The sequence below is a fragment of the Nemorincola caseinilytica genome (genome assembly GCF_039540515.1).
GTDB classification, from domain to species: Bacteria; Bacteroidota; Bacteroidia; order Chitinophagales; family Chitinophagaceae; genus Nemorincola; species Nemorincola caseinilytica.
The window spans coordinates 1-22,154 of record NZ_BAABFA010000016.1 but is presented as its reverse complement, the minus strand read 5'-3'; the positions used below and the strand labels follow the sequence as shown (position 1 = coordinate 22,154).

Below are 22,154 nucleotides of genomic sequence, written 5' to 3'. Positions count from 1 at the left end.
CCATTTCACAAAGGTAATACAGTTCGTGCTTAGTCGGTCAAGCATGGATTTTCAAACTGAGACACTACCCAATGCCGCAGGAGTAAGTACCACATCCATTTACCTGCCCCTTGTGCGCACGCGTATGATAGAGCCCACACCTATGTATGCCACCATGCCCGCCATGAGCGCCGAACATGCTGCCCGCAAGATATGCCGCGCCATATGCAACCGCCAGCGTACCATAAGGCCATGGTGGCTCATCTTTGGGCAGTTGGGCACGGTGCTGTTCCGTGGCCTGTGGGAGCTGCTGGCCACTCGTTACCTAAAACGAAGACCCTATGCTTAACGAAGTAAAAGAACTCTATCGTGCCGGGCTGCTATCGCCCTCGGGGCTGTACCGGCTTACCGGTTCCTTTTTCCATACCGGTATCAACCCCATGGCCTTGCTGCGCTATGCTGCCAAATGCAGCCCCGGCACCCCTGCTATCACCGATGAGCAGGAGACCATCACCTACCACGAGCTTTTCAGGCAATGCACACAATTATCTTTTACCCTGCAACGGCAGCACAAGGTAGGCCCACGGCAAAAGGTGGCCATCATTTGCCGCAACCATGCGGCATTGGTACATGCGCTCTTCTCGGTATCCTACCTTGGCGCACATGTATACCTGCTGAATGCAGAGATGAGCGCACCGCAGCTTGCCACACTCATACAGCAACATGCCTTCGATCTCATCATCCATGATGCTGATGTAAGGGAGCACATCGTAGCATGCGGCTATCGCGGCCGTACACTGCATACCTACCATCCTTCCGGGCCGTCGGTACATTCTATCTGCGATACCCCAGTGCGGCACCTGCCACGCATAAGCGGCCGCGCGCGTGCGGGCGATATAGTGGTGCTATCGGGGGGTACCACAGGCGGCTACAAGACAGCCGCCCGCAGGCCGGGCATCGTGGCTTTTGTACAGCCCTTCTGCTCCCTGCTGGTACATGCACGGCTGGCGCATCATGGTTCGGTATATATAGCCACGCCCATATACCATGGCTATGGCCTTGCGGCCATGTTCATATCGGTATTGCTGGGTTCGCATATGTTCCTTACGCAGCGGTTCCATGCACCTACGGCATGTGCCCTCATTGCCACCCATAAGATAGAGGTCGCCACCCTCGTACCCCTCATGCTGCACCGTATGCTCGGCCATGATGCCCATGCGCTCCACAGCCTGCAATGCATCATATCGGGTGGCGCTCCGCTCCATCCTGCATTGGTACGCCATACCGCGGCTACACTGGGTCACAAGCTGTTCGATCTCTATGGCACATCAGAGGCCGGTATCTGCATCATGGCCACTCCTGCCGACCTCGCCCATGCACCCGCCTCTATCGGCCGACCCGTTACGGGTGTACAGGTAAGGATACTGGATGCGCAGGACAGGGTGGTACCCTTAGGTATGTCCGGTCGTATCTGTATCAGGAACGCATGGTCGGTGACCAGTGCTGCAGGTACATGGGTAGAGACCGGCGATGTAGGCCATATGGATACACAGGGCTACATATACCTGCGGGGCAGGGTAGATGATATGATAGTATCCGGCGGCGAGAATGTCTACCCCGTTACGCTGGAGCATGTCCTGCTGCAGCATCCACATATAAGGGAAGCTGCGGTGATAGGTGTGCCCGATGCCGATTTCGGGCAGCGGCTAAGGGCCTTCATTGTAGTGGCAGATGGCTGTGGCCTTACGGAAGACGACCTGCGCGAATGGCTTGCCCGGCAGGTGGCCCGTTATCAACTGCCCCGCGATATAGTGTTCCTGCAAGAGCTGCCCTATACGCCCCTGGGCAAGCCCGACAAAAGAAAACTGCGGCAATGATACAGCAGCCATAAGTGATAAAAGATATTAACAATGTTTTTCCTGTACGGCATATCATACGCGCGTAACTTTACGCCCGCTAGTCACTTCCTCATCTTTCAAAACCGCCCCTTTGGAGCCGATAGTAGAGATACAGAACATCACCAAGGTCTTCAAGAAGATCAATGCGGTATCCGATCTTTCTTTCTCTATTCATAAAGGCGATGTATATGGTTTCCTGGGGCAGAACGGCGCAGGCAAAAGCACTACCATGCGCATGCTGCTGGGCCTCATTTTCCCCGATAGCGGCCGTATAATCATCAACGGGCAGGAGTTCAACAACGGTAAGCGCCACCTGCTGCGCCACATAGGGGCCATCATAGAACGGCCCGATATGTATGGCTACCTCAGCGGCTGGGACAACCTGAAGATATTCGCCGCCCTCACCGACCGCAGCATACCTGCCACACGCCTGCATGCCGTACTGGAGCAGGTAGGGCTCAAAGGTCGCGAGAAGGACAAGGTAAAGACCTACTCATATGGCATGAAGCAGCGGCTGGGCATAGCCATAGCCCTGGTACATGAGCCCGACCTGCTGATACTGGACGAGCCCACCAATGGCCTGGACCCACAGGGTATTGCCGATATACGCGAGCTCATTCGCTCCCTGAGCCGGGACCATGGCAAGACCGTGCTGGTGTCGTCGCACCTGCTGCACGAGATAGAGCAGGTGGCCACACGCATGCTGGTACTGCACAAGGGCAAAAAGATAGCCGAGGGTATGCTGAGCGACCTGCTGAACCCTAACGAGATGCTGGTACAGGTGGGTGTGATACCTGCCGGGCAGGTACAGGCCCGCATAGCGGCCTCGTCATGGCAGCCCATGCTGGTCGGTGCATCTGCAGACCAGCTTACCTTCAAGCTCCATAAGGACAATATACCCGAACTGAACCGCTGGCTGGTGATGAACGGTGTGAACGTGACCGAGATACGATCGAAACACTCGCTGGAAGACCACTTTTTATCTCTTACCAATGATCAGGCTACTGCAACTAGAGCTATATAAGATATTCAGGCGGCCGCGCACCTACATCAGTTTCGGTGTGGTCACGGCCACGGCCATCATATTCCAGCTGGCCATGGGCTCGGGTGGCAAGGAGTTCTTCGAGTTCGGCATGCAGGATATCTCCGAGCAGTTCAATGTACAGGGCAATATCATCAATGGCTACCTGGTGGCCTACCTCATACTGCAGTCGCTGCTTATACAGATACCCCTTTTGGTGGCCCTCGTTGCCGGAGATACCCTTGCCGGCGAGGCCAATATAGGTACGCTGCGACTGGTGCTTACCCGGCCCATCACGCGTACGCAACTGGTGCTCATCAAGTTCGCCGCCAGTACCATCTACACCATCCTGCTCATCACATGGCTGGCAGTCATAGCATTGTTCCTGTCGCTGGCCATCTTTGGCGAGGGCGATATGATCAACCTCAAGAGCGATGCTTTTGTGATGATACTGAAGGACGATGTGATATGGCGCTACATTTGTGCCTTTGGGTTTGCCATCCTGGCCATGACCACCATTGCGGCCCTCTCCATGTTCCTCTCTGCCTTTGCCGATAACGGCATCGGCCCCATTATAGCTACCATGGGCATAGTGGTGGTGCTTACCATCCTATCCAGCCTGGAGCTGCCTATGTTCAATGCCATCAACCCCTATCTCTTCACTGCCCATATGGTGGGCTGGAAGGGTTTCTTCGATGCCGATGTACCCTATGCTGCCATCCGTCATTCGGCATTCATACTGCTGTTGTATACGGGTGGCTTCCTGGGCGGTACGCTTTATTATTTCAACAGAAAAGACATCAACTCATGATACGCATCGCAGCCATAGCCGTATTGCTGTTCATAGCACCTTTCAGAATGCTGGCCACCGATGCCGGGCAGCTCTATTATGCCCTTCGCACCAAGGTGCTGCAGGTAAAGGACTACACCGCCGATGTACGGCTGAAGATAGATATAGATTACATGAAGATCCCCGACCTATCGGGCAAGCTCTACTACAAGGCGCCCGATAAGATGAAGATGGTGCGCAAGGATGGTATATCCATATTGCCCAAGAAGAACATAAACCTTACCCTCAGCAGCCTGATACCGGCAGGTAATGTTACCGTTATAGATGTAGGTACTGCCACGCTGAAGGGCCGTAAGCTGCGCATACTGAAGGTGATACCCGAAGAGGACAATACAGGCATAGTACTGAGCAAGATATGGGTAGATGAGGCCGCTATGCTGGCCTACCGCACCGAGACCACTACCAAGGATGAGGGCACCGTAACGCTAGACCTGGAATATGGCAAGTACGTCAAACACTCCCTGCCCGATAAGATAGCCATTACCATGGACGTAAAGGAGTACAAGCTGCCCAAGGGGGTGACAATGGACTATAGCGAGATACCTAAGACCGAAGACCTGAAAGAAAAGATGAAGGACAACAAGAACAAAAAAGGGGTGATAGAGATAGCCTACCTGAACTATGTGGTGAACAAGGGCATCAGCGATGCGGTCTTCAAGGAAATGAAGTAAAGTGTGTATTTCTTAACTTTGTTAGAGAAGAATATTATGAAACAGTCGTCTCCGCATTTTATTACCGATACTAATGGCAAAAAACTGTCAGTGATCCTTGATATAAAGGACTATGAACGCATGTTGAGGGAACTTGAAGATATTGAGGATGTAAAATTATACGACGAAGTAAAAGGAAGAAAAGAAGAGAGCATTCCTTTTGAGGAGTATCTCAAGCAACGAAAAAAAAGTAAACGTGCGTAGGTACTCCATATCTATTACAAAGACCGCACAAAAGCAATTGGATAAATTGCCGGATGCCATAGCAGAACAGCTGATAGTCCTTATTCAACTACTTGCCGATGACCCACGTCCTTCCGGTTGTAAAAAGCTGAAAGGCAGGTCAGGGTATAGAGTTAGAAAAGGTAACTACAGAGTTATTTATGATGTTTATGATAGCGTTTTGGTAATAGATGTCATAGCAATAGGCGACAGGAAAGATATTTATGAATAAAGAGATAAAGATCTCACAGCGAGCTTTAACACCCGTCATTATCAATTGTTCTTGCCTGTCAGCATAGGCACGAAAGAGAAATCGCCCATTTCCTGCTGGTATATCCTGCCATCCATATCCTTGGTCACCTTTACCATCTTCTGCCTTTCATCTTCGCCTACAGGCACCACCATTATGCCTCCGGGCTTCAGTTGCTGCAGCAGCTTGGGCGGCAGAAAAGGAGCGCCACAGGTTATCAGTATCTTATCGAAGGGTGCATAGGTAGGCAGGCCCTCGAAGCCGTCTCCGTAGTATCGCTTTATGTTCAGGTATTTTTTCAGGAAGAAGAACTGGCCCACATAGTCATACAGCGCTTTCTGGCGTTCTATGGTATGCAGTGTTATGCCCAGCTCGCCCAGCACACAGGCCTGGTAGGCACTGCCGGTGCCTATCTCCAGTACCTTGTCATATTTCTTTATTTCCAGCAGTTGGGTCTGGTAGGCCACCGTATAGGGTTGCGATATGGTCTGCCCTGCAGTTATAGGGAAGGCGCGGTCCTCATAGGCCTGGCGCTCAAAGGCGGGGTCAAGGAAGAAATGACGGGGTATGGCCTCTATAGCGGCCAGCACACGCTCATCGGTGATGCCCTTCTGCCGCAGGCTCTGTACCAGTTGTTTTCTCAGGCCCTTGTGCAGAAAATTATCGTCCTTAGGTTTGCCTTGCAGGTATTGCATACTACAAAGTTACGACGGCAGCACCGCCGCTGCAACAGCAGCCATCACACAGTTCGGTACAACTTATCCACAAACGGAAAGTCCCGGCCATATGGCCGGGACTTTATATGTACTATTTACTATCTGCTAAAGACTAGGCGTTTACCTTGCCTTTTGCTTTTGCTATTACTTCCTCCTCTATGTTGCGGGGAGCAGGAGAATAGTGGCTGAACTCCATGGTAGAGGTAGCGCGGCCTGAAGACAGTGAACGGAGCTGTGTCACATAACCGAACATTTCGCTCAGTGGCACTTTGGCTTTTATCACCTGCAGGTTGTTGCGGCTATCCATACCTTCCAGCATAGCGCGACGGCGGTTGAGGTCGCCTGTCACATCACCCATGTACTGATCGGGGGTGATAACTTCTACCTTCATGATAGGCTCCAGTATCACGGCCTTGGCTTTGCGGCCGGCCTCGCGGAAACCGGACTTCGCACAAAGCTCGAATGACATACCGTCAGAATCGACCTGGTGGAAAGAACCGTCGAATATACGCACCCTCATGTGCTCTACAGGGAAACCTGCCAGAGGACCATTGGTCATAGATGCTTCGAAGCCCTTCTGTATAGGAGCGATGAATTCGCGGGGGATAGAACCACCGAAGATGTCGTTGATGAACTGGAAGGTACCTTTACCTTCTTTCAGGAACTCTTCGTCGGCAGGGCCTATCTCGAATTGTATGTCGGCGAACTTACCACGACCACCTGTCTGCTTCTTGTACACTTCGCGGTGTGTCACCATCATGTTGAAGGCCTCTTTGTAAGCCACCTGTGGAGCACCCTGGTTGATCTCTACCTTGAATTCGCGACGCATACGGTCTACGATGATCTCGAGGTGAAGCTCACCCATACCGCTCAGTACGGTCTGGCCGGTATCTTCGTCGGTCTTTACGCGCAGCGTAGGATCCTCTTCTACCAGCTTGGCTATCGCCATGCCCATCTTATCCACGTCGGCCTGTGTCTTAGGCTCTACGGCTATAGATATCACCGGCTCTGGTATGAACATGTTCTCCAGAACGATGGGGTGTTTCTCGTCGCACAGGGTATCTCCTGTCTTTATTTCCTTGAAGCCTACAGCAGCGCCTATATCACCGGCCTCGATGAAGTCGATAGGGTTCTGCTTGTTGGCGTGCATCTGCATGATACGGCTGATACGCTCGTTCTTGCCAGAGCGCATGTTCAGTACATACGAACCTGCATCGAGGTGGCCGGAGTAGCAGCGGAAGAACGCGAGACGACCAACGAAAGGATCGGTCATGATCTTGAACGCCAGGGCAGCGAAAGGCTCTTTCGCATCGGGCTTGCGCTCTATCTCTTCACCGGTATCGGGGTTGGTACCTTTGATAGACTCAACATCTATTGGCGCAGGCAGGTAACGGATGATGGCATCCAGCGCTGTCTGTACACCTTTGTTCTTGTAGGCCGAACCGCACAGCATAGGTATGATGCTGAGGTCGATAGTGGCCTTGCGTACCGCTTCGTGTATTTCGGCTTCGCTGATGCTGTTGGGGTCTTCGAAGAATTTCTCCATCAGCTTGTCATCGTATTCTGCTACTGCCTCTACCAGGTACTGGCGCCAGTGGTCCACTTCTTCCTTCATATCATCGGGTATGGGCACTTCCTTATAGGTCATACCCTGGGTAGCGTCTTCCCATATGATACCTTTCATCTGGATAAGGTCAACTACACCCTTGAAGTGGTCTTCAGCACCTATAGGCAGCTGCAGAGGCACCGATTTTGCGCCCAGCATGTCCTTTATCTGCTGCACCACCATCAGGAAGTCTGCACCGATACGGTCCATCTTGTTCACGAAGCCTATACGGGGTACGCGGTAACGGTTGGCCTGGCGCCAAACGGTCTCAGACTGGGGCTCAACGCCGTCCACAGCGCTGAACAGGGCCAGCAGGCCATCCAGTACACGCATAGAGCGCTCTACCTCTATGGTGAAGTCAACGTGGCCCGGAGTATCGATGATGTTGAATTTGTATTTCTTAGAATCGGGCTGTGCCTTACCCTGTATGGTAGGGAAGTTCCAGAAGCAAGTAGTAGCTGCCGAGGTGATAGTGATACCACGCTCCTGTTCCTGCGCCATCCAGTCCATGGTAGCCGCACCTTCGTGCACCTCACCTATTTTGTGGTTCACGCCAGTGTAATAAAGGATACGCTCGGTAGTTGTGGTCTTACCGGCGTCGATGTGTGCAGCGATACCGAAGTTGCGCTGTAAACGGAGATCTGCCATTGTTCTATGATATTAAATTGTTTTGATTTCCTGATTTTGGAGGTGCAAAGGTATAAGATTTTATCGAAAAATGAACAGCTATCGCACAGTTAAATAAAAAATAATATGTGCCGTATTCACCCCCCTCCAAAGTGTGGCACATATAAAATATGACACGCGGAAACAGGCTATCTGCGCATAATGTCGTTCATCGGGTCGCCGTCCTGCGGGAGCTTTCCCGAAGATGTTCCTTTGTTATGTTTTGGTTGCGTAGCAGCACAGGTCGCGAAATTTTATGTGTAACATTATACATGTACCCCAAATAGAATTACCTTAGCGCACGAAATATTCGGTCATTCTGCTTTTCTGGCCAGGAATGCGAAATACCCCAAACCGATACTACATAGAGATATGCACATCAGGATCGTATTGCCGGCATATAATGAGGAAGAATCATTGCCGTCATTACTTCAAAGAATAAATGAAGCTTACAACCTATATAAATGGGATGCCAGCGTAATAGTGGTGAATGACGGCAGCAAAGACAATACGCTGCATGTAGCCCGCAACTTCAAAGGGGATATACCGGTAGAAGTGATAGATGTGCAGCCTAACAAAGGCCTTGCCAATGCCATAGATACGGGCCTGCGCCATGCCGTAGTGGGCCTGAAGGATACCGATATAGTGGTGACACTGGACGCCGATGATAGCCAGACGCCCTTTCTGATACAGCGTATGGCCATGCAGATAGCCGAAGGCAGCGACCTGGTGATAGCATCGCGCTACCAGCCGGGCGCGCGCATAAAAGGGCTGAAACGGTCGCGCAAATTCTTTAGCTGGGCCGCAGGCCTGCTGTTCCGTGTTTTTGTAGGGTTCGAGGGTATCAAAGATTATACCTGCGGCTTCAGGGCATATAAAGTAGATATGCTGCGCAAGACCATAGCATATTACGGAGACAAATTCATTACCCAGAAGGGTTTCGGGTGCATGGTGGAGGTATTGCTGAAAGTGGCCGGCCAGAGCGCTACCATGAACGAGGTGCCCATGATATTGCGCTACGACCTGAAACAGGGAGAATCCAAGATGAATGTACAAAAGACAATGAAGCAGACCCTGAAACTTCTTTTCGATCACAAAACCGGAAGGCTCGACCCCTGAGCCGTTCTACTTATATCATGCAGGGCAATACCATAAGGATCGTTAACGTCATTACTTTGCTGATGGCCATTGCGCTCGTTCTGGCATTGCCGGTCAAAAAAGATATATGGTACGATGAAAGCATTTCTATCCTGTGCAGCAAGGGCATCACTTATGATACTCCGCTTATGTTCGCCGGGAAGACGACCATATCCTCTGCCGACCTTGATGCGCTCAATGATGCGCGCCATGTTTTTAGAGCCACCGTGTGCGACAACTCTAACAGCTACCTGTACAACATTGGCCTGCACTGGTTCACCGGTATATTCGGCAATTCGTTGCTTACCTATACCTTCTTCTCCAAGCTGCTGGGCATAGGGGCCTTGCTGGCATTCTTTACCCTCTGCCGCACATTGCTGGGCCATCATTGGCTTACCTCCCTGGCCATAGGCCTCCTTGTTACCGATATGAACTTTGTGGGCATGAGCCACGAGATAAGAGCCTATATGATGGGCATCATGTTCGCTACATTGTCGGGCATTTACCTGTTCAGGTACCTGGGAGAGGGGGGGCAGAGGCCGGGCAACCTAATGCTCGTGGCCCTGTTCGCGGTAGGGGCGGTGCTTTCTCATTTCCTCAGTGTTTATGTGGCGCTTACATTTTTTGTGTCGCTGCTGCTCATTTATGGTAAACGGTTATTCACTCTGCGCAATGTGCTTGCCATTGCCCTGCCGTTGCTGCTCCTTGGCATATTCTTCTATTTCGCATGGACGGGCCTGCAGACCATGAGCCAGCAAAATGAGAAGATAGTGAAACTGCGTGCCCAGCAGGGTGAGGCATACAGTATCTGGAAGGTGATAACATCTTTCCTGCGGGCGATAGCGGTCAATTTCAGGTTCGTGGCGCCATCCTTCACAGGCAAGCTGCCTGTGCTGCTGGCATCCTTTGCGGCTGTGCCTGCGCTGTATATATACGCCCTCAGGAATGCTGGTAACAACATACAACGGCGGCATTTGCATATACTATTTGCTGCAGGCATCAGCAGTTCTGTGTTCCTGGGGTTCCTCTGTCTCAGGTCGGGGCATCTTACTGCGTTCTACTACCGCTACCACTCATTTGCGTTCCCTTTCTGTATCATGTTCCTGGTATATGTGCTGTATGTGCTGCAGGGCAGCCCCAGGGTAAATAAGCTGCTGCTGAGCGGTATAGCCGCCCTGGTGATATTGCCGGTGCTGGCCCTGTTCGTGATATCGATACGGAACGAGACGCGCGAGCTGAAGTATAACCAGTACATGGTGGCCAATGCCATTGTGGCTACAGGCGCTACCTCGGTAGAGGTGCCATCGTGGACACATGCGTTCCTTATCCATTCCTTTATGCCACAGGGGCACAAGGTGAATTATATCTATAACGATACCAGTACTTATTTTACGCTCCGTTCGGCAGGCGGTAGCCAGCAAATAAAAGTAGTAGCAAAACCCGATTGATGGGCATGAAGAAAGCGATAGTATTTTTGGGCACACGCCCTGAGGCCATAAAACTGGCGCCGGTGATAGATATACTGGGCAAGGATCCTTATTTCAATACACTGGTGTGCTCTACGGGGCAGCATAAAGAGATGCTGCAGCAGGTCATCGACTTCTTCGGTATACAGGTACACTTTACGCTGGATGTGATGGCCCCCGACCAACAACTGGCAGGGCTTACGGCCAAGCTCCTGTCGCACATAGATGTTTTGCTGAAGGCAGAACGCCCTGACCTCATTGTAGTGCAGGGCGATACTACCACTACGTTCGCCGCATCGCTGGCAGCGTTCTACAATCGCATACCTATATACCATGTAGAGGCGGGCCTGCGTACAAGTAACAAATTCTCTCCGTTCCCCGAAGAGATGAACAGGGTGTTCACCAGCCGTATAGCCGACTTTCATTTTCCGCCCACAGAGCTTTCGTATGCCAACCTGCTGAGTGAGGGAGTGCCTGCCGATAAGATGCTGGTAACAGGCAATACGGTGATAGACGCCCTCTTCATGGGGCTGTGCAAGATAGAGCATGCCATACCCATGAGCGTGACGGAACATGGGCTGCAAGAACTAAGGGACTACATGCTCATTACCATGCACCGCCGCGAGAACCATGGTACGGGCATACGCAATATATGCGCGGCCATAAACCGCATCACCGCAGATACGGGCATACATGCCATTTTTCCCGTGCACCTGAATCCCAATGTGAAGAACGATGTGTACGACCTGCTGGGCAGCAATCCACTGGTACATCTTGTGCCGCCATTCGCCTATTCGGGCTTCCTGTGGCTGCTCAATAATTCGCGTATCATACTTACCGATAGCGGAGGTGTGCAGGAAGAGGCCCCATCGCTGGGCAAACCTGTACTGCTGCTACGCGATACCACCGAGAGGCCCGAGGCTGTGGATGCGGGCACCGTACTAAAGACCGGTACCGATACAGAGCTCATATACCGCGAAGCTATGAGGCTGCTTACTGATAAGGAAGCGTACGACCGCATGTCGGGCATATCGAACCCGTATGGGGATGGTCATGCATCGGAACGCATTGTGAATGCCATGAAGCAGTAGGTACTGTTCATCGGTCTGGGGCATTACTCTTTATGTGTTTGCAGTTTTTCTACCAGTTTCGCAGGCATTTCGTCGGCAGATACACCGTAGCCATTCACTAAAATGCCTTTCAGGGCAAATCTTTCGGAAGAGATGGCATAGAGTATCGACTGGTCATCGGGGTTGGACATGCCTTCAAAGCGATACACCTTATCTATCTGAAAATCGTCGGGCGATAATACGGTATTGGTGCTATGGCACACCAGGCACTCTTCCCGAACATTGAGATCGCTGGTATAACCCAGGCCTTTCAGGGCGTTTATCGTTTCCGATAGCGTTCCGTAACTTTCGTTCAGTGATATCTCGTTCATCTTTTAAAGTTAGGCATTAAAAGTGATAGGAGGTCATGTTGCGGCCTTCACCCACCTATAGCGGCCATAGACCCGTGTACGGCACTTTTTTCGGCCTCATGGCCATTCCTTGCCCGGTGCACCAGCGCATGCAGCACATGCTCCATCACTTCCTCGTCGGCGCTGCCGCCTCTCATCAGGTCGCGAATGTTCAGCACGCCATTATCGTACAGGCAGGTCTTCAGCATACCCTGTGGGGTTATGCGTATACGGTTGCAGGTGCCGCAGAAAGAACGGGTGTAGGCAGCTATTATGCCCACATTGCCCTTATGCCCGGGAATATGATAGTTGTATGAGGTAGAGTAGGGTGGGTCTGCCACTTTTTGCACCCCGGCATAGCCATCGCGAATGGTGTTCAGTATGCGCACATGGTCCCAGCCGGTAGCATGTAGCTCCCCGCTACCGTTAAAAGGCATCTCTTCTATGAAGCGTACACTTACAGGCAGGTCTTTTGTCAGTTGCACCAGTGGCAGTATATCCTGCGTATTGCGGCCTTCCATCACCACGGCATTCAGCTTCACCTCTATGCCATGGCGCAGCAGTTCTTCCAGTGTGTGCAGCACAGCGGGCAGCTCGTCGCGGCGGGTTATGGCAAAAAAGCGTTCGCGGTCCAGTGTGTCTATGCTCAGGTTCACAGAGCGTATGCCGTACTTTTTCAGCTCAGGTACATGTGGCGCGGTGAGTACGCCATTGGTGGTCATGGTCAGTTCCTGCAGTTCCCGCAGCTGCGACAGGGCCGCTATAAAAGGCATTATATCTTTCCGCACAAAGGGCTCCCCCCCTGTTATGCGGATCTTGCTGATGCCATTGCGTACCAGGAGGGCACATATGCGCAGCATCTCCTCGTAGCTCATCAGCTCTGTACGCGATAGCCAGTCTATGCCATGCTCGGGCATGCAGTAGAAACAGCGCAGGTTGCAGCGGTCTGTAACGGCCAGCCGCAGGTAGTTGATGGGTCTGTTATGGTTATCTTTCAGCACAGTATTATTCCTACTTACTATAACAGTTCATGACGTATCAGTTGCTTCAAAGCAGTATATTATCTATCAGCCTTATATCGCCCATCCGGGCAGCTATCAGGGCCACCATCAGGGTATTGTGCTCATAATTGTCCAGCAGGCGCAGGTCGCGGGCATCGGCCAGGCTCACATACTCGGGCGTCAGCCCCTTTGCCCGTAGCAGTTCTTCGCATTCCTTGCGCACCAGCGCAAAGTTATCTGTACCCTGTTTGGCCTGTATAGACACCAGGCACTGGTATATGATACCCGCCAGCGTGCGCTGCGGCTCTGTAAGGCGGCGATTGCGCGAGCTCATGGCCAGGCCGTCGGCCTCGCGTATTATGGGGCATATCTCCAGTTCGGTATCGGTGCCCATTATCTGCAGCAGGCGGCGTACCACCATGCATTGCTGGTAGTCCTTCTGGCCCATATACAGCTTTTGTGGCCGCACTATCTGCAGCAGGCGTGCCACTACCTGCCCCACACCTTTGAAGTGCCCGGGCCTTTGCGCGCCTTCCAGTATGGTATCCAGGTAGCCGAAGTCGTAGACCGGGGCCTTGTCCTCACCTCCGGGGTATATCTCGCTCACATCGGGCAGGAAGAGCACATCGCAGCCTGCCCGCAGCAGCAGCTCCATATCGGCCTCTGTAGAGACGGGGTACCTGGCCAGGTCGTTCTTGTCGTTGAATTGTGTGGGGTTAACGAAGATACTGCATACCGAAAGCACACCATCGGCCTTGCAGCGTGCTACCAGCGATATGTGCCCCTCATGCAGTGCGCCCATAGTAGGTACAAATCCTATCTTGTCGCCATCGGCTCGTCTTTTCTGCAGGTATTCGTCCAGGTCGCCTACTTTCTTAAATATGAACATTTTTTAATTTTTAGCGCTAGTTCTTGCAAGTTACGGTTGGAATTCAAGATTTTCGTAATTTTGCAGACCGATTTTACTTTTTCGATACAAAAAACAACTTCTTCAGCATGTCTGCAGACACAAAGAAACGTGTTTTAATAATTGCCAACGAACTATCTCCCTATACCGAGTTCACTGATTTCGCGCAGATACTCAACAAACTGGCTATTAAGACCTTCGATTCCGGGCTGGAAATAAGGGTCATCATGCCCCGTTTCGGCGTTATAAATGAGCGCCGTCACCGCCTGCACGAGGTGGTGCGCCTTTCCGGCATAAATGTAATAATAGACAAGGACGATTACCCGCTCATTATAAAGGTAGCATCGCTGCCTAATGCAAGGCTGCAGGTATACTTCATGGACAATGAGGATTACTTCAAGCGCAAGGCCGTTTTCCGCGATGACCAGGATAACTTCTTCGACGACAATGGAGAACGTATGATATTCTTCTGCAAAAGCGCGCTGGAGACCGTGAAGAAATTCGGCTGGCCGCCCCATGTCATACACTGCCATGGCTGGATGACCTCGCTGGTACCACTGTACCTGAAGACCACCTATAAGAAAGAGCCTGTCTTCGGCTATTCGAAGGTGATATATACAGCACAGGAAAGCCAGTTCAGCGAAACATTGAACAGCAATTTCCTGAAGAAGGCCATCATCAGCACCGATATCAAGGAAAAAGACCTGGACGCATATAAGGACGGATCGAACGATGCCCTTACTATAGGTGCAGGCAAGGCCGCCGATGTGGTAGTGTTCGGATCGGAGAACGTGAACAAGAAGATAGCGGACGAGCTGAAACCGAGCAGGTACAAGAAGGTAGTAAAGTATGAAACAGGCTGGAAAGAGGACGTGACACCACTGCTGGAGCTGTATAAAAGCTTAACAGAGTCTTAGAATTTGTTTTATCACCTTTAGCCTGAAAATCTTTTCCAAATTGAAACTTTGTTCTTACTTCCCGTTGTTGCTTGCGGCGGTAGTTATCGCTTTTACGCAGAGCGGCTGTAAAGAAAATGTGCTGATAGATGCAGGAGTATCGCCATCGGACAATGTGCTGGGCGTATACGATACCTCGCTGCCCGTTATCACCCATACCTACTACGACGATACGGCCATCACCAATTATGTTACCACATCGGGCTCTGTAAGGCAGGCCGTAGGTGTGATGGAAGATCCCTTTTTCGGTACCATTACGGGTTCTACCTTCTTCCAGTTGCTGCCTACCGATGCCAGCACGGTGATATACGAGAACAAGACCATAGACTCTGCGGTACTGGTACTGCCATTTACCGGTGTTATGTATGGCGATACCACCTCGTACACCACTATCTCGTACCAGGCCTTCTTCCTCACGGATGATATAGCACAGAGTGCCACCTACTTTTCGTATACCCACAAGGACGTAGACCTGGTGAACCCGCTGAGCGAACCCATGCCGGTAGACCTTGCGCACCTGAGAGATTCGCTGGAAGTAGCAGGCAAAAAATACCAGCCGGGCCTGCGCATAAGACTGAAGCTGCCTACGCTCCTTGATAAACTGATGCCTGCGCTTACCGATGCCACCAATTCTACCGGCGATAAGAACGCAGCATTCCTCAGCAAGTTCAAAGGGGTATGTGTACGCGTGGCCGATACCAGGGGCACCAGCGGGGTATTGCCTTATTTCAGGCTCGATGGCTCTACCGACAACTATTCGGGTGCGGGCATACTGGTGTATTACCACTCCAATACCGGCGCTGCCGATACACTGGTACAGCGTTATTACTTCAATGCCAATACCTGCGGTTTCTTCAATAACGTAAGCCGTTCCTATGGCCATTACCCCGTGAATACGCTCATCACATCGGCACAGGCCAATGACAGTGTGCTGGGCGTGCAGAACGTACCGGGCGCCAATATAGACATCGTGATACCCGGGCTGAAAAGCCTGCCTTCGGGTGTCATCAACAAGGCCGAGATACAGCTTGCCGTATTGCCGTGGCACAAGAACGACAAATACTCTGCTGTGGACAGGCTGTTTCCCATACGCATCAACAATGGCATTTACCCTGCCGGCAGCGTGCCGGGTACCAATGGACAGGTACTGGACATATATTCAGGTGCATCGCCATTCCAGGTCATAAACGGTACCCTGAACACCATAGACCGCGATGGAACCGCTGTGAACGTGTATAGCGTGAACCTGCCGCGCGAGGTAATGGCTTCGCGAAAGGCGGGCAATGATACATTGCACCTGCATCTTACAGGCTCTCAGGTATATACTGCTGCCTTCCGTGCCATACTGGGCGGTGGCGCTCACCCGAATTCTTTGTACCGCGCTAAATTATTTGTCGTATATTCATCCCTGAATAAACAGTAACAACTATGTGTGGTATAGTAGGTTATGTAGGCACCAGAGATGCCTTTCCCCTTATTATAAAAGGTTTGAAACGCCTCGAATACAGAGGTTATGACAGCGCAGGCATTGCACTGCTGAACGGAGATATGACCATCTTCAAGAAAGCAGGTAAGGTAATTGAGCTGGAAAAAGTAGTGGAAGAAGGTAAGACGCATGCTACGATAGGCATAGGTCATACCCGATGGGCCACGCATGGCGAGCCCAACGACCGCAATGCGCATCCCCATGTGTCGCAGTCGGGCAACCTGGCCATCATTCACAATGGTATCATAGAGAATTATGCTCCCATAAAGGAAGAACTTATCAAAAGAGGGTACGAGTTCAAGTCGGACACCGATACAGAGGTACTGGTGAACCTGATAGAAGAGGTACAGAAAAAAGAGAACACCACGCTGGACCACGCAGTGCGTATAGCGCTGAACGAGGTAGTAGGTGCATATGCCATAGCCGTACTGAACAGGAACAACCCCGACCAGCTGATAGCGGCCCGCAAGGGTAGCCCGCTGGTGATAGGTGTGGGCGAGAACGAGCTGTTCATAGCCTCTGATGCATCGCCCATCATAGAGTACACGAAGAATGTGATATACCTGGACGACAAGGAGTATGCCGTGGTGAACAGGGATGGCTCGTACGCCATACGCACCCTGGGCAATGTAGAGAAGTCGCCTGAGATAAAGAAACTGGAATTCTCTATAGAAACGATAGAGAAGGGCGGTTTCGAGCACTTCATGCTAAAGGAGATATACGAGCAGCCCAAGGCCATAGAAGACTCTCTGCGTGGCCGTATGAACGCTTCGCAAGGCTGGATAAAGCTGGGTGGCCTCAATGAGTACATCAACAAGATAGACAATGCCGACAGGTTCCTTATCACGGCCTGCGGTACATCATGGCATTCGGGCCTTATAGCCGAGTACATGATAGAGGACCTGGCGCGCGTGCCGGTAGAGGTAGAGTATGCCTCAGAGTTCCGCTATCGCAATCCCATCATCACCGAGAAGGATGTGGTGATAGCAATATCCCAGTCGGGCGAGACGGCCGATACACTGGCGGCCATAGAGCTGGCCAAGGAGCGCCGCGCGCTCATATACGGCATCTGCAACGTCATTGGCTCGTCCATAGCGCGTGCGTCGCATGCAGGCTCATATACACATGCCGGCCCCGAGATAGGTGTGGCATCTACCAAGGCCTTTTCTACACAGGTATCGCTCATCACCCTCATAGCCCTGCAACTGGCACAGGTAAAGGGCACTATGCCTACATCCAAACTGCGCGAGATACTGTACGAGCTGGAGAACATACCATCGAAGATAGAAGAGACACTGACCCTGGATGCACAGATAAAAGAGATAGCTGCCATATACAAAGATGCCAGCAACTTCCTGTACCTGGGCCGTGGCTACAATTTCCCCGTAGCGCTGGAAGGCGCCCTGAAGCTGAAAGAGATCTCTTACATACATGCCGAAGGCTATCCTGCGGCAGAGATGAAGCATGGCCCCATAGCGCTCATAGACGAGAACATGCCTGTGGTGTTCCTGGCCACCAACCGCAGCGCGTACGAGAAGATAGTATCGAACGTGCAGGAGGTAAAGGCCCGCAAAGGCAAGATAATAGCCGTGGTACACAAGGGCGATACACAGATACGCGCCCTGGCCGATCATATCATAGAAGTGCCCGAAACAGAAGAGATACTGTCGCCGCTCATCACCATAGTGCCGCTGCAGCTGCTGGCCTACCACATAGCCATCATGCGCGGCTGCAACGTGGATCAGCCGAGGAACCTTGCCAAGTCTGTGACAGTAGAGTAACAGCCCCATCCCGGCCTTCCCCCGAGGGGAAGGAGGTGGTATTCGGATATTCCCTTTACTTTTATATCGAAGCTTGTATGGTAACATACAGGCTTCGGCATTTTGGGTAGTAGCCCCATCCCGGCCTTCCCCCAAGGGGAAGGAGGTAGTATTCGGTTTATATCAAAACATTTTGGGTAGTCCCATCCCGGCCTTCCCCCAAGGGAAGGAGGTGTTATTGGGCAGGAAGTACTCTTTTCACCATTCGCAGGTGGTGGGTACGTTTCTTCAGCGATATACTGATGATACCCTGCTGGTCTATGCGGTCTATCACCACACGGCCCGCCGTATCGGTGGCATGTATGATGGTCTCGTTGTCCAGCAGTATACCCACATGGTTTATGCTTCCTTCCTTCTCTTCAAAAAAGGCCAGGTCGCCGCACTGCGTATGTACCAGGAAGTCTACAGCGCTGCCCACCATGGCCTGCTGGCTGGCATCGCGCGGCATGGGGTAGTTGCATATCTTGTAGGCCATTTGCACCAGACCGCTGCAGTCCAGCCCGGCCACGCTGCGCCCACCCCATTGGTAGGGCGCGTGCAGGTATTGCATGGCCGCAGCCTTTACTGCATCAGCGCCGGGTATGGCCTGTTTCACATTCAGTTTCTTCCCCTTGAATTTTCCCGAAAGGTGTGCCGCCTTTACCAGCCCCGCCTTTATACCCAGTAGCTCTGCGCCCAGTGGCAGTTGCATATCCTCGCCGGGCATCAGCAGGCGGCCCTTATGGTCGCCCGAGAGGTATTTCACTTCTTTACGGTATTCCTTGCGGTGCAACAGGCTCAGTTGCGACAGCTTGCACCAGCCCTCATAGTCGTCCCAGCCACAGCGTATCTTGGCCCAGTCGCGGTTGTTCACCTGCATTATCTCGGCCTTTTCGCCAAATAGTAGCTGTGTCACCTGCTCGGCTGTGTGGTAGGGTTCTTTTCGCACCGGCATCACCCCTACATTGCAGCAGGCGTAAGAAAGTATCATGGGCATAACGAGATACAGCGTTGTTTTACACTGTAAAAGTACTTTACGGCCGTTTATCGCTACACGAAGTTTCTAACATTAGGTATTTATATGTATGGGGCCCGGTTTCATGGTAAGGAAATGTTTTATTAATTTAGCACGCTAAAATTCAACCCATCTGAATATTTCAATTAATGTGTAATGTAGGCAGAGAATGGGCGTGAATATTCATCATATAAAATCTTAAAAACTAAACATGGGATCCATTATAGTGCCCGTTATTGTTGCAATAGGGGCTTTGATAATAGGTATCTTTCTAGGCAAAATGATCTTTGCCAGGGATACACAGAAACAAGTAGAAGAGGCCGAGGCGCACGCTAAAAAGATAGTGGACGACGCCAACACCCTGGCAGAGACACTGAAGGAAAAGAAGCAACTGGAAGCCAAAGAACACTTTCTGCAGCTGAAAAGCCAGCACGAAAAAGAAGCACAGCAGCGCACACAAAAGCTGTCAGAGAACGAGAACAGGTTGAAACAGCAACAGCAGGCACTCAACGATAAGACATCGGCCCTGCAGCGTCAGACACAGGAGAACGAAGCGCTGAAAGAGAACCTGGATAGCCAGATAAAGGCTTTCAACATAAAGCGTGCCGAGCTGGACAAGCACCACGAAGAGCATGTGAAACGCCTGGAGAAAGTAGCCGGCCTTTCTGCCGAACAGGCCAAGGTAGAATTGATAGAAGTGGTGAAGGAAGAAGCCCGTACCAATGCTATGGCCTATGTGAAGGACATAATGGAGGAGGCCAAAACCAATGCCAGCAAAGAGGCCAAGAAGATCATCATACAGAGCATACAGCGCATAGGCGCCGAGCAGACCATAGAGAACGCCATCACGGTCTTCAACCTGGAGAGCGATGAGATAAAGGGCCAGATCATTGGTCGCGAGGGCCGCAACATACGCGCGCTGGAAGCTGCCACCGGTGTAGATCTGATAATAGATGATACCCCCGAGGCCATAGTACTCAGCTGTTTCGATCCGCTGCGCCGCGAGGTGGCACGCCTGTCGCTGCAGCGCCTGGTACAGGATGGCCGTATACACCCCGCGCGTATAGAAGAGGTGGTGGAAAAGACCAAGAAGCAACTGGAAGAGCAGATAATGGAGATAGGGGAGCGCACCATCATAGAGCTGGGTGTACATGGCCTGCACAAAGACCTGGTACGCCTGGTAGGTAAAATGAGGTTCCGCTCATCGTACGGCCAGAACCTGCTGATGCACTCTAAGGAAACTGCCAACCTGTGTGGTATAATGGCCGCAGAGCTGGGCCTGGGGCAGAAGGTAGTGAAACTGGCCAAACGCGCCGGCCTGCTGCACGATATAGGCAAGGTGCCCGATGAGGAAACAGAACTGAGCCATGCATTGCTGGGCGCCAAGGTGGCCGAGAAGTGTGGCGAGCATCCATCGGTAGTGAACGCCATAGGTGCGCACCACGATGAGATGGAGATGCTCTACATCATATCGCCCATAGTACAGGCCTGCGACGCCATCAGCGGTGCACGCCCGGGTGCAAGGCGCGAAATGATGCAGAGCTACATGCAGCGCATCAAAGACCTGGAGAACCTGGCAATGGCCTACAACGGTGTGGAAAAAGCATACGCCATACAGGCCGGTCGCGAGCTGCGCGTGATGGTAGAGGCAGAGAAAGTAAGCGATGCCGACAGCGCGAAACTGTCTTTCGAGATAGCAGACAAGATACAGAAAGAGATGCAGTATCCCGGCCAGATAAAGGTGACCGTGATACGCGAACTGAGGGCCGTGAACGTGGCCAGGTAATTCTTTAAAAAGCACGTTAAATATCATTGCTATCCCGCGCCATGGCGCGGGATATTTTTTTTGAGATGATAGTGCTTCCTACATTTGGTCATGTTCTGTTCATCATTGGTCGCAAAGGTTCGGGGCCCGCTTGTGTTGGCCATGTTGCTTATGGCCTGTAGAGAGCAGGGTGTGCGCAAAGAAGCGGGCCCTGCCAACACGGCAGCGCATGTGATGGACAATGAGCCATACCCCGCCGTTCATGAATTTGCAGCACAGGCGTTTTTCCGTGCCGTTAGCCCCGGTTCCGATTCTGTATCCGAACATTTCTATACAGACGCCAATGATGCGAACCGGATGTACCATATCAGAGCCGGCCGTATCTTTTCCAAAAGAGATACTGCGGCGTTCAGGCTTCATACCGAGAACGATACAACTATCATTGCAACTTTGTATTCGTACCAAGAAGGGTTCTGGAAGGAGACCGATACCATTGCGATGCATATATACCGTTTCAGCCCTTCCGACCTCCGCATCAGTTATGCCGATCACGACTTTGACGGATATACCGATGTTTTTATAAACTGCTACACATCTATGGGCTTAGCCCAGGGGTTCGGTTACCTGCTTACATACAGCCCTGCGGAACGGGCGCTTGTATTACATCCTGAAACCATTGCTATCCCTGACCTGGAGATAGATAAGGCAGCAAGAATGCTGGTCTCAAAGACCACCGACAGGCAAAGCACAAAATGGATGATACGATATTATAAGTGGGTACACGACTCGCTGCAGCTCCATTCAGAGAAAACAATACCTATACGCCATTAGATAGCCGCAGTGCTGTAGTAAATGCACAGCAACGTACTTTGTACGTTTGCATCCTTCCTATATGCCTGATGGTCAAAGCCATCTCATATTTCCAACCATAGGCATTCAGGCAAAGAATTTTAAAAAACCTTCCAGAAAAGTTTGGTGGGGAACCGAAGGTTGTCTATCTTCGCGCTCCCATTTCAGAAATGAGGTGGTGAAATGAAGCTCTTTCGGTATTGTTTCGGAGTATGTGCGGTGTGGGTCTTTGGTACTTATTGAGCGGTTGTTTTGAAAGAAAATAATTGTTCAAAAAAGCGAAAAAGATTTGGTGGTTCGAAAATGCTTTTCTACTTTTGCACTCCCATCAGAAATGAGGGGATAAAAAGAAGGTCTTTAGGTGATGTTTTCGGAGTGTTGAGCGTGCGTGTTTTC

General features: G+C 51.6%; 21 protein-coding genes. 15 read left to right on the top strand and 6 right to left on the bottom strand.

The genetic code is table 11. The features are described from left to right. From ABD843_RS12045 to ABD843_RS12015, 7 genes are all read left to right on the top strand, one after another. Positions 1–328: hypothetical protein (locus ABD843_RS12045; RefSeq protein WP_425575744.1), on the top strand; the 328-nt coding region annotated here is incomplete at its 5' end. Next, complete coding sequence (locus tag ABD843_RS12040; RefSeq protein ID WP_345083469.1) at positions 321–1,856, top strand: AMP-binding protein; 1,536 nt, start codon at positions 321–323, stop codon at positions 1,854–1,856. The genes ABD843_RS12045 and ABD843_RS12040, both read left to right, overlap by 8 nt. 112 nt (positions 1,857–1,968) lie before the next feature. Next, on the top strand, positions 1,969–2,901 hold the full coding sequence (locus ABD843_RS12035) for an ABC transporter ATP-binding protein (RefSeq protein ID WP_345083467.1): 933 nt from the start codon (positions 1,969–1,971) through the stop codon (positions 2,899–2,901). Next, positions 2,870–3,709, top strand: coding sequence for an ABC transporter permease (locus tag ABD843_RS12030; protein ID WP_345083465.1), 840 nt, complete (start codon positions 2,870–2,872; stop codon positions 3,707–3,709). Before ABD843_RS12035 ends, ABD843_RS12030 begins: the two co-directional genes overlap by 32 nt. Beyond that, positions 3,706–4,419, top strand: a complete 714-nt coding sequence (locus ABD843_RS12025) for a LolA family protein (RefSeq protein WP_345083463.1) — start codon at positions 3,706–3,708, stop codon at positions 4,417–4,419. The genes ABD843_RS12030 and ABD843_RS12025 overlap by 4 nt, the downstream gene beginning before the upstream one ends. 36 nt (positions 4,420–4,455) lie before the next feature. Then, positions 4,456–4,662 (top strand): hypothetical protein, encoded by a 207-nt coding sequence (locus ABD843_RS12020; RefSeq protein ID WP_345083461.1) that lies wholly within the window; start codon positions 4,456–4,458, stop codon positions 4,660–4,662. Then, positions 4,655–4,912, top strand: a complete 258-nt coding sequence (locus tag ABD843_RS12015; protein WP_345083459.1) for a type II toxin-antitoxin system RelE family toxin — start codon at positions 4,655–4,657, stop codon at positions 4,910–4,912. The genes ABD843_RS12020 and ABD843_RS12015 overlap by 8 nt, the downstream gene beginning before the upstream one ends. Positions 4,913–4,953: 41 nt before the next feature. On the opposite strand, the gene ABD843_RS12010 is transcribed toward ABD843_RS12015, so the two are convergent. Further along, the gene (locus ABD843_RS12010; protein ID WP_345083457.1) at positions 4,954–5,625 is read right to left on the bottom strand and encodes a protein-L-isoaspartate(D-aspartate) O-methyltransferase; all 672 of its coding nucleotides are present in this window, start codon (positions 5,623–5,625) and stop codon (positions 4,954–4,956) included. Between the two features lie 133 nt (positions 5,626–5,758). Then, on the bottom strand, positions 5,759–7,900 hold the full coding sequence (fusA, locus tag ABD843_RS12005; protein WP_345083455.1) for an elongation factor G: 2,142 nt from the start codon (positions 7,898–7,900) through the stop codon (positions 5,759–5,761). Between the two features lie 390 nt (positions 7,901–8,290). Here fusA and ABD843_RS12000 point away from each other — a divergent pair, with 390 nt between their 5' ends. The 3 genes from ABD843_RS12000 to wecB are packed head-to-tail and all read left to right on the top strand — an operon-like array spanning position 8,291 to position 11,612. Next, positions 8,291–9,037: a glycosyltransferase family 2 protein gene (locus ABD843_RS12000; RefSeq protein WP_345083453.1), complete on the top strand. Its 747-nt coding sequence runs from the start codon at positions 8,291–8,293 to the stop codon at positions 9,035–9,037. Positions 9,038–9,054: 17 nt separating this feature from the next. Then, complete coding sequence (locus tag ABD843_RS11995; RefSeq protein WP_345083451.1) at positions 9,055–10,503, top strand: glycosyltransferase family 39 protein; 1,449 nt, start codon at positions 9,055–9,057, stop codon at positions 10,501–10,503. 5 nt (positions 10,504–10,508) lie between these two features. Then, the gene (wecB, locus tag ABD843_RS11990) at positions 10,509–11,612 is read left to right on the top strand and encodes a non-hydrolyzing UDP-N-acetylglucosamine 2-epimerase (RefSeq protein ID WP_345083450.1); all 1,104 of its coding nucleotides are present in this window, start codon (positions 10,509–10,511) and stop codon (positions 11,610–11,612) included. Between the two features lie 23 nt (positions 11,613–11,635). On the opposite strand, the gene ABD843_RS11985 is transcribed toward wecB, so the two are convergent. The 3 genes from ABD843_RS11985 to panC are packed head-to-tail and all read right to left on the bottom strand — an operon-like array spanning position 11,636 to position 13,870. Further along, positions 11,636–11,962: a phosphoribosylpyrophosphate synthetase gene (locus ABD843_RS11985; RefSeq protein ID WP_345083449.1), complete on the bottom strand. Its 327-nt coding sequence runs from the start codon at positions 11,960–11,962 to the stop codon at positions 11,636–11,638. Positions 11,963–12,009: 47 nt separating this feature from the next. Beyond that, a complete protein-coding gene (moaA, locus tag ABD843_RS11980; RefSeq protein ID WP_345083447.1) occupies positions 12,010–12,981 on the bottom strand; it encodes a GTP 3',8-cyclase MoaA in 972 nt (323 codons plus the stop codon). Positions 12,982–13,027: 46 nt separating this feature from the next. Further along, positions 13,028–13,870, bottom strand: a complete 843-nt coding sequence (gene panC / locus ABD843_RS11975; protein WP_345083445.1) for a pantoate--beta-alanine ligase — start codon at positions 13,868–13,870, stop codon at positions 13,028–13,030. 107 nt (positions 13,871–13,977) lie between these two features. Here panC and ABD843_RS11970 point away from each other — a divergent pair, with 107 nt between their 5' ends. Genes ABD843_RS11970 through glmS form a run of 3 tightly spaced genes read left to right on the top strand, consistent with a single transcriptional unit; the run spans position 13,978 to position 18,111 of the window. After that, the gene (locus ABD843_RS11970) at positions 13,978–14,805 is read left to right on the top strand and encodes a glycogen/starch synthase (protein ID WP_345083443.1); all 828 of its coding nucleotides are present in this window, start codon (positions 13,978–13,980) and stop codon (positions 14,803–14,805) included. A gap of 40 nt (positions 14,806–14,845) precedes the next feature. After that, positions 14,846–16,267 carry a DUF4270 family protein gene (locus ABD843_RS11965; protein WP_345083440.1) on the top strand — a complete coding sequence of 474 codons (1,422 nt, stop codon included), beginning with the start codon at positions 14,846–14,848 and terminating at the stop codon, positions 16,265–16,267. A 5-nt stretch (positions 16,268–16,272) separates the two neighbouring features. Further along, positions 16,273–18,111 (top strand): glutamine--fructose-6-phosphate transaminase (isomerizing), encoded by a 1,839-nt coding sequence (gene glmS / locus ABD843_RS11960; protein ID WP_345083439.1) that lies wholly within the window; start codon positions 16,273–16,275, stop codon positions 18,109–18,111. 214 nt (positions 18,112–18,325) lie between these two features. On the opposite strand, the gene ABD843_RS11955 is transcribed toward glmS, so the two are convergent. After that, positions 18,326–19,126 (bottom strand): C40 family peptidase, encoded by an 801-nt coding sequence (locus ABD843_RS11955; protein WP_345083437.1) that lies wholly within the window; start codon positions 19,124–19,126, stop codon positions 18,326–18,328. Positions 19,127–19,355: 229 nt separating this feature from the next. Here ABD843_RS11955 and rny point away from each other — a divergent pair, with 229 nt between their 5' ends. Further along, positions 19,356–20,930, top strand: a complete 1,575-nt coding sequence (gene rny, locus ABD843_RS11950; protein ID WP_345083435.1) for a ribonuclease Y — start codon at positions 19,356–19,358, stop codon at positions 20,928–20,930. Positions 20,931–21,080: 150 nt separating this feature from the next. Next, positions 21,081–21,740, top strand: coding sequence for an XAC2610-related protein (locus ABD843_RS11945; protein ID WP_345083433.1), 660 nt, complete (start codon positions 21,081–21,083; stop codon positions 21,738–21,740). The last annotated feature ends 414 nt before the right edge of the window (positions 21,741–22,154 follow it).

Excerpts from the sequence above, each read along its gene's own strand:
- ABD843_RS12010 (WP_345083457.1), bottom strand. The coding sequence starts at position 5,625 with ATGCAATACCTGCAAGGCAAACCTAAGGACGATAATTTTCTGCACAAG.
- ABD843_RS12000 (WP_345083453.1), top strand. The coding sequence starts at position 8,291 with ATGCACATCAGGATCGTATTGCCGGCATATAATGAGGAAGAATCATTG.
- ABD843_RS11970 (WP_345083443.1), top strand. The coding sequence starts at position 13,978 with ATGTCTGCAGACACAAAGAAACGTGTTTTAATAATTGCCAACGAACTA.
- ABD843_RS11985 (WP_345083449.1), bottom strand. The coding sequence starts at position 11,962 with ATGAACGAGATATCACTGAACGAAAGTTACGGAACGCTATCGGAAACG.
- fusA (WP_345083455.1), bottom strand. The coding sequence starts at position 7,900 with ATGGCAGATCTCCGTTTACAGCGCAACTTCGGTATCGCTGCACACATC.
- ABD843_RS12030 (WP_345083465.1), top strand. The coding sequence starts at position 2,870 with ATGATCAGGCTACTGCAACTAGAGCTATATAAGATATTCAGGCGGCCG.
- ABD843_RS11945 (WP_345083433.1), top strand. The coding sequence starts at position 21,081 with ATGGCCTGTAGAGAGCAGGGTGTGCGCAAAGAAGCGGGCCCTGCCAAC.
- ABD843_RS11995 (WP_345083451.1), top strand. The coding sequence starts at position 9,055 with ATGCAGGGCAATACCATAAGGATCGTTAACGTCATTACTTTGCTGATG.
- glmS (WP_345083439.1), top strand. The coding sequence starts at position 16,273 with ATGTGTGGTATAGTAGGTTATGTAGGCACCAGAGATGCCTTTCCCCTT.
- ABD843_RS12020 (WP_345083461.1), top strand. The coding sequence starts at position 4,456 with ATGAAACAGTCGTCTCCGCATTTTATTACCGATACTAATGGCAAAAAA.
- ABD843_RS11955 (WP_345083437.1), bottom strand. The coding sequence starts at position 19,126 with ATGCCCATGATACTTTCTTACGCCTGCTGCAATGTAGGGGTGATGCCG.
- panC (WP_345083445.1), bottom strand. The coding sequence starts at position 13,870 with ATGTTCATATTTAAGAAAGTAGGCGACCTGGACGAATACCTGCAGAAA.
- ABD843_RS12040 (WP_345083469.1), top strand. The coding sequence starts at position 321 with ATGCTTAACGAAGTAAAAGAACTCTATCGTGCCGGGCTGCTATCGCCC.
- ABD843_RS12025 (WP_345083463.1), top strand. The coding sequence starts at position 3,706 with ATGATACGCATCGCAGCCATAGCCGTATTGCTGTTCATAGCACCTTTC.
- wecB (WP_345083450.1), top strand. The coding sequence starts at position 10,509 with ATGAAGAAAGCGATAGTATTTTTGGGCACACGCCCTGAGGCCATAAAA.
- rny (WP_345083435.1), top strand. The coding sequence starts at position 19,356 with ATGGGATCCATTATAGTGCCCGTTATTGTTGCAATAGGGGCTTTGATA.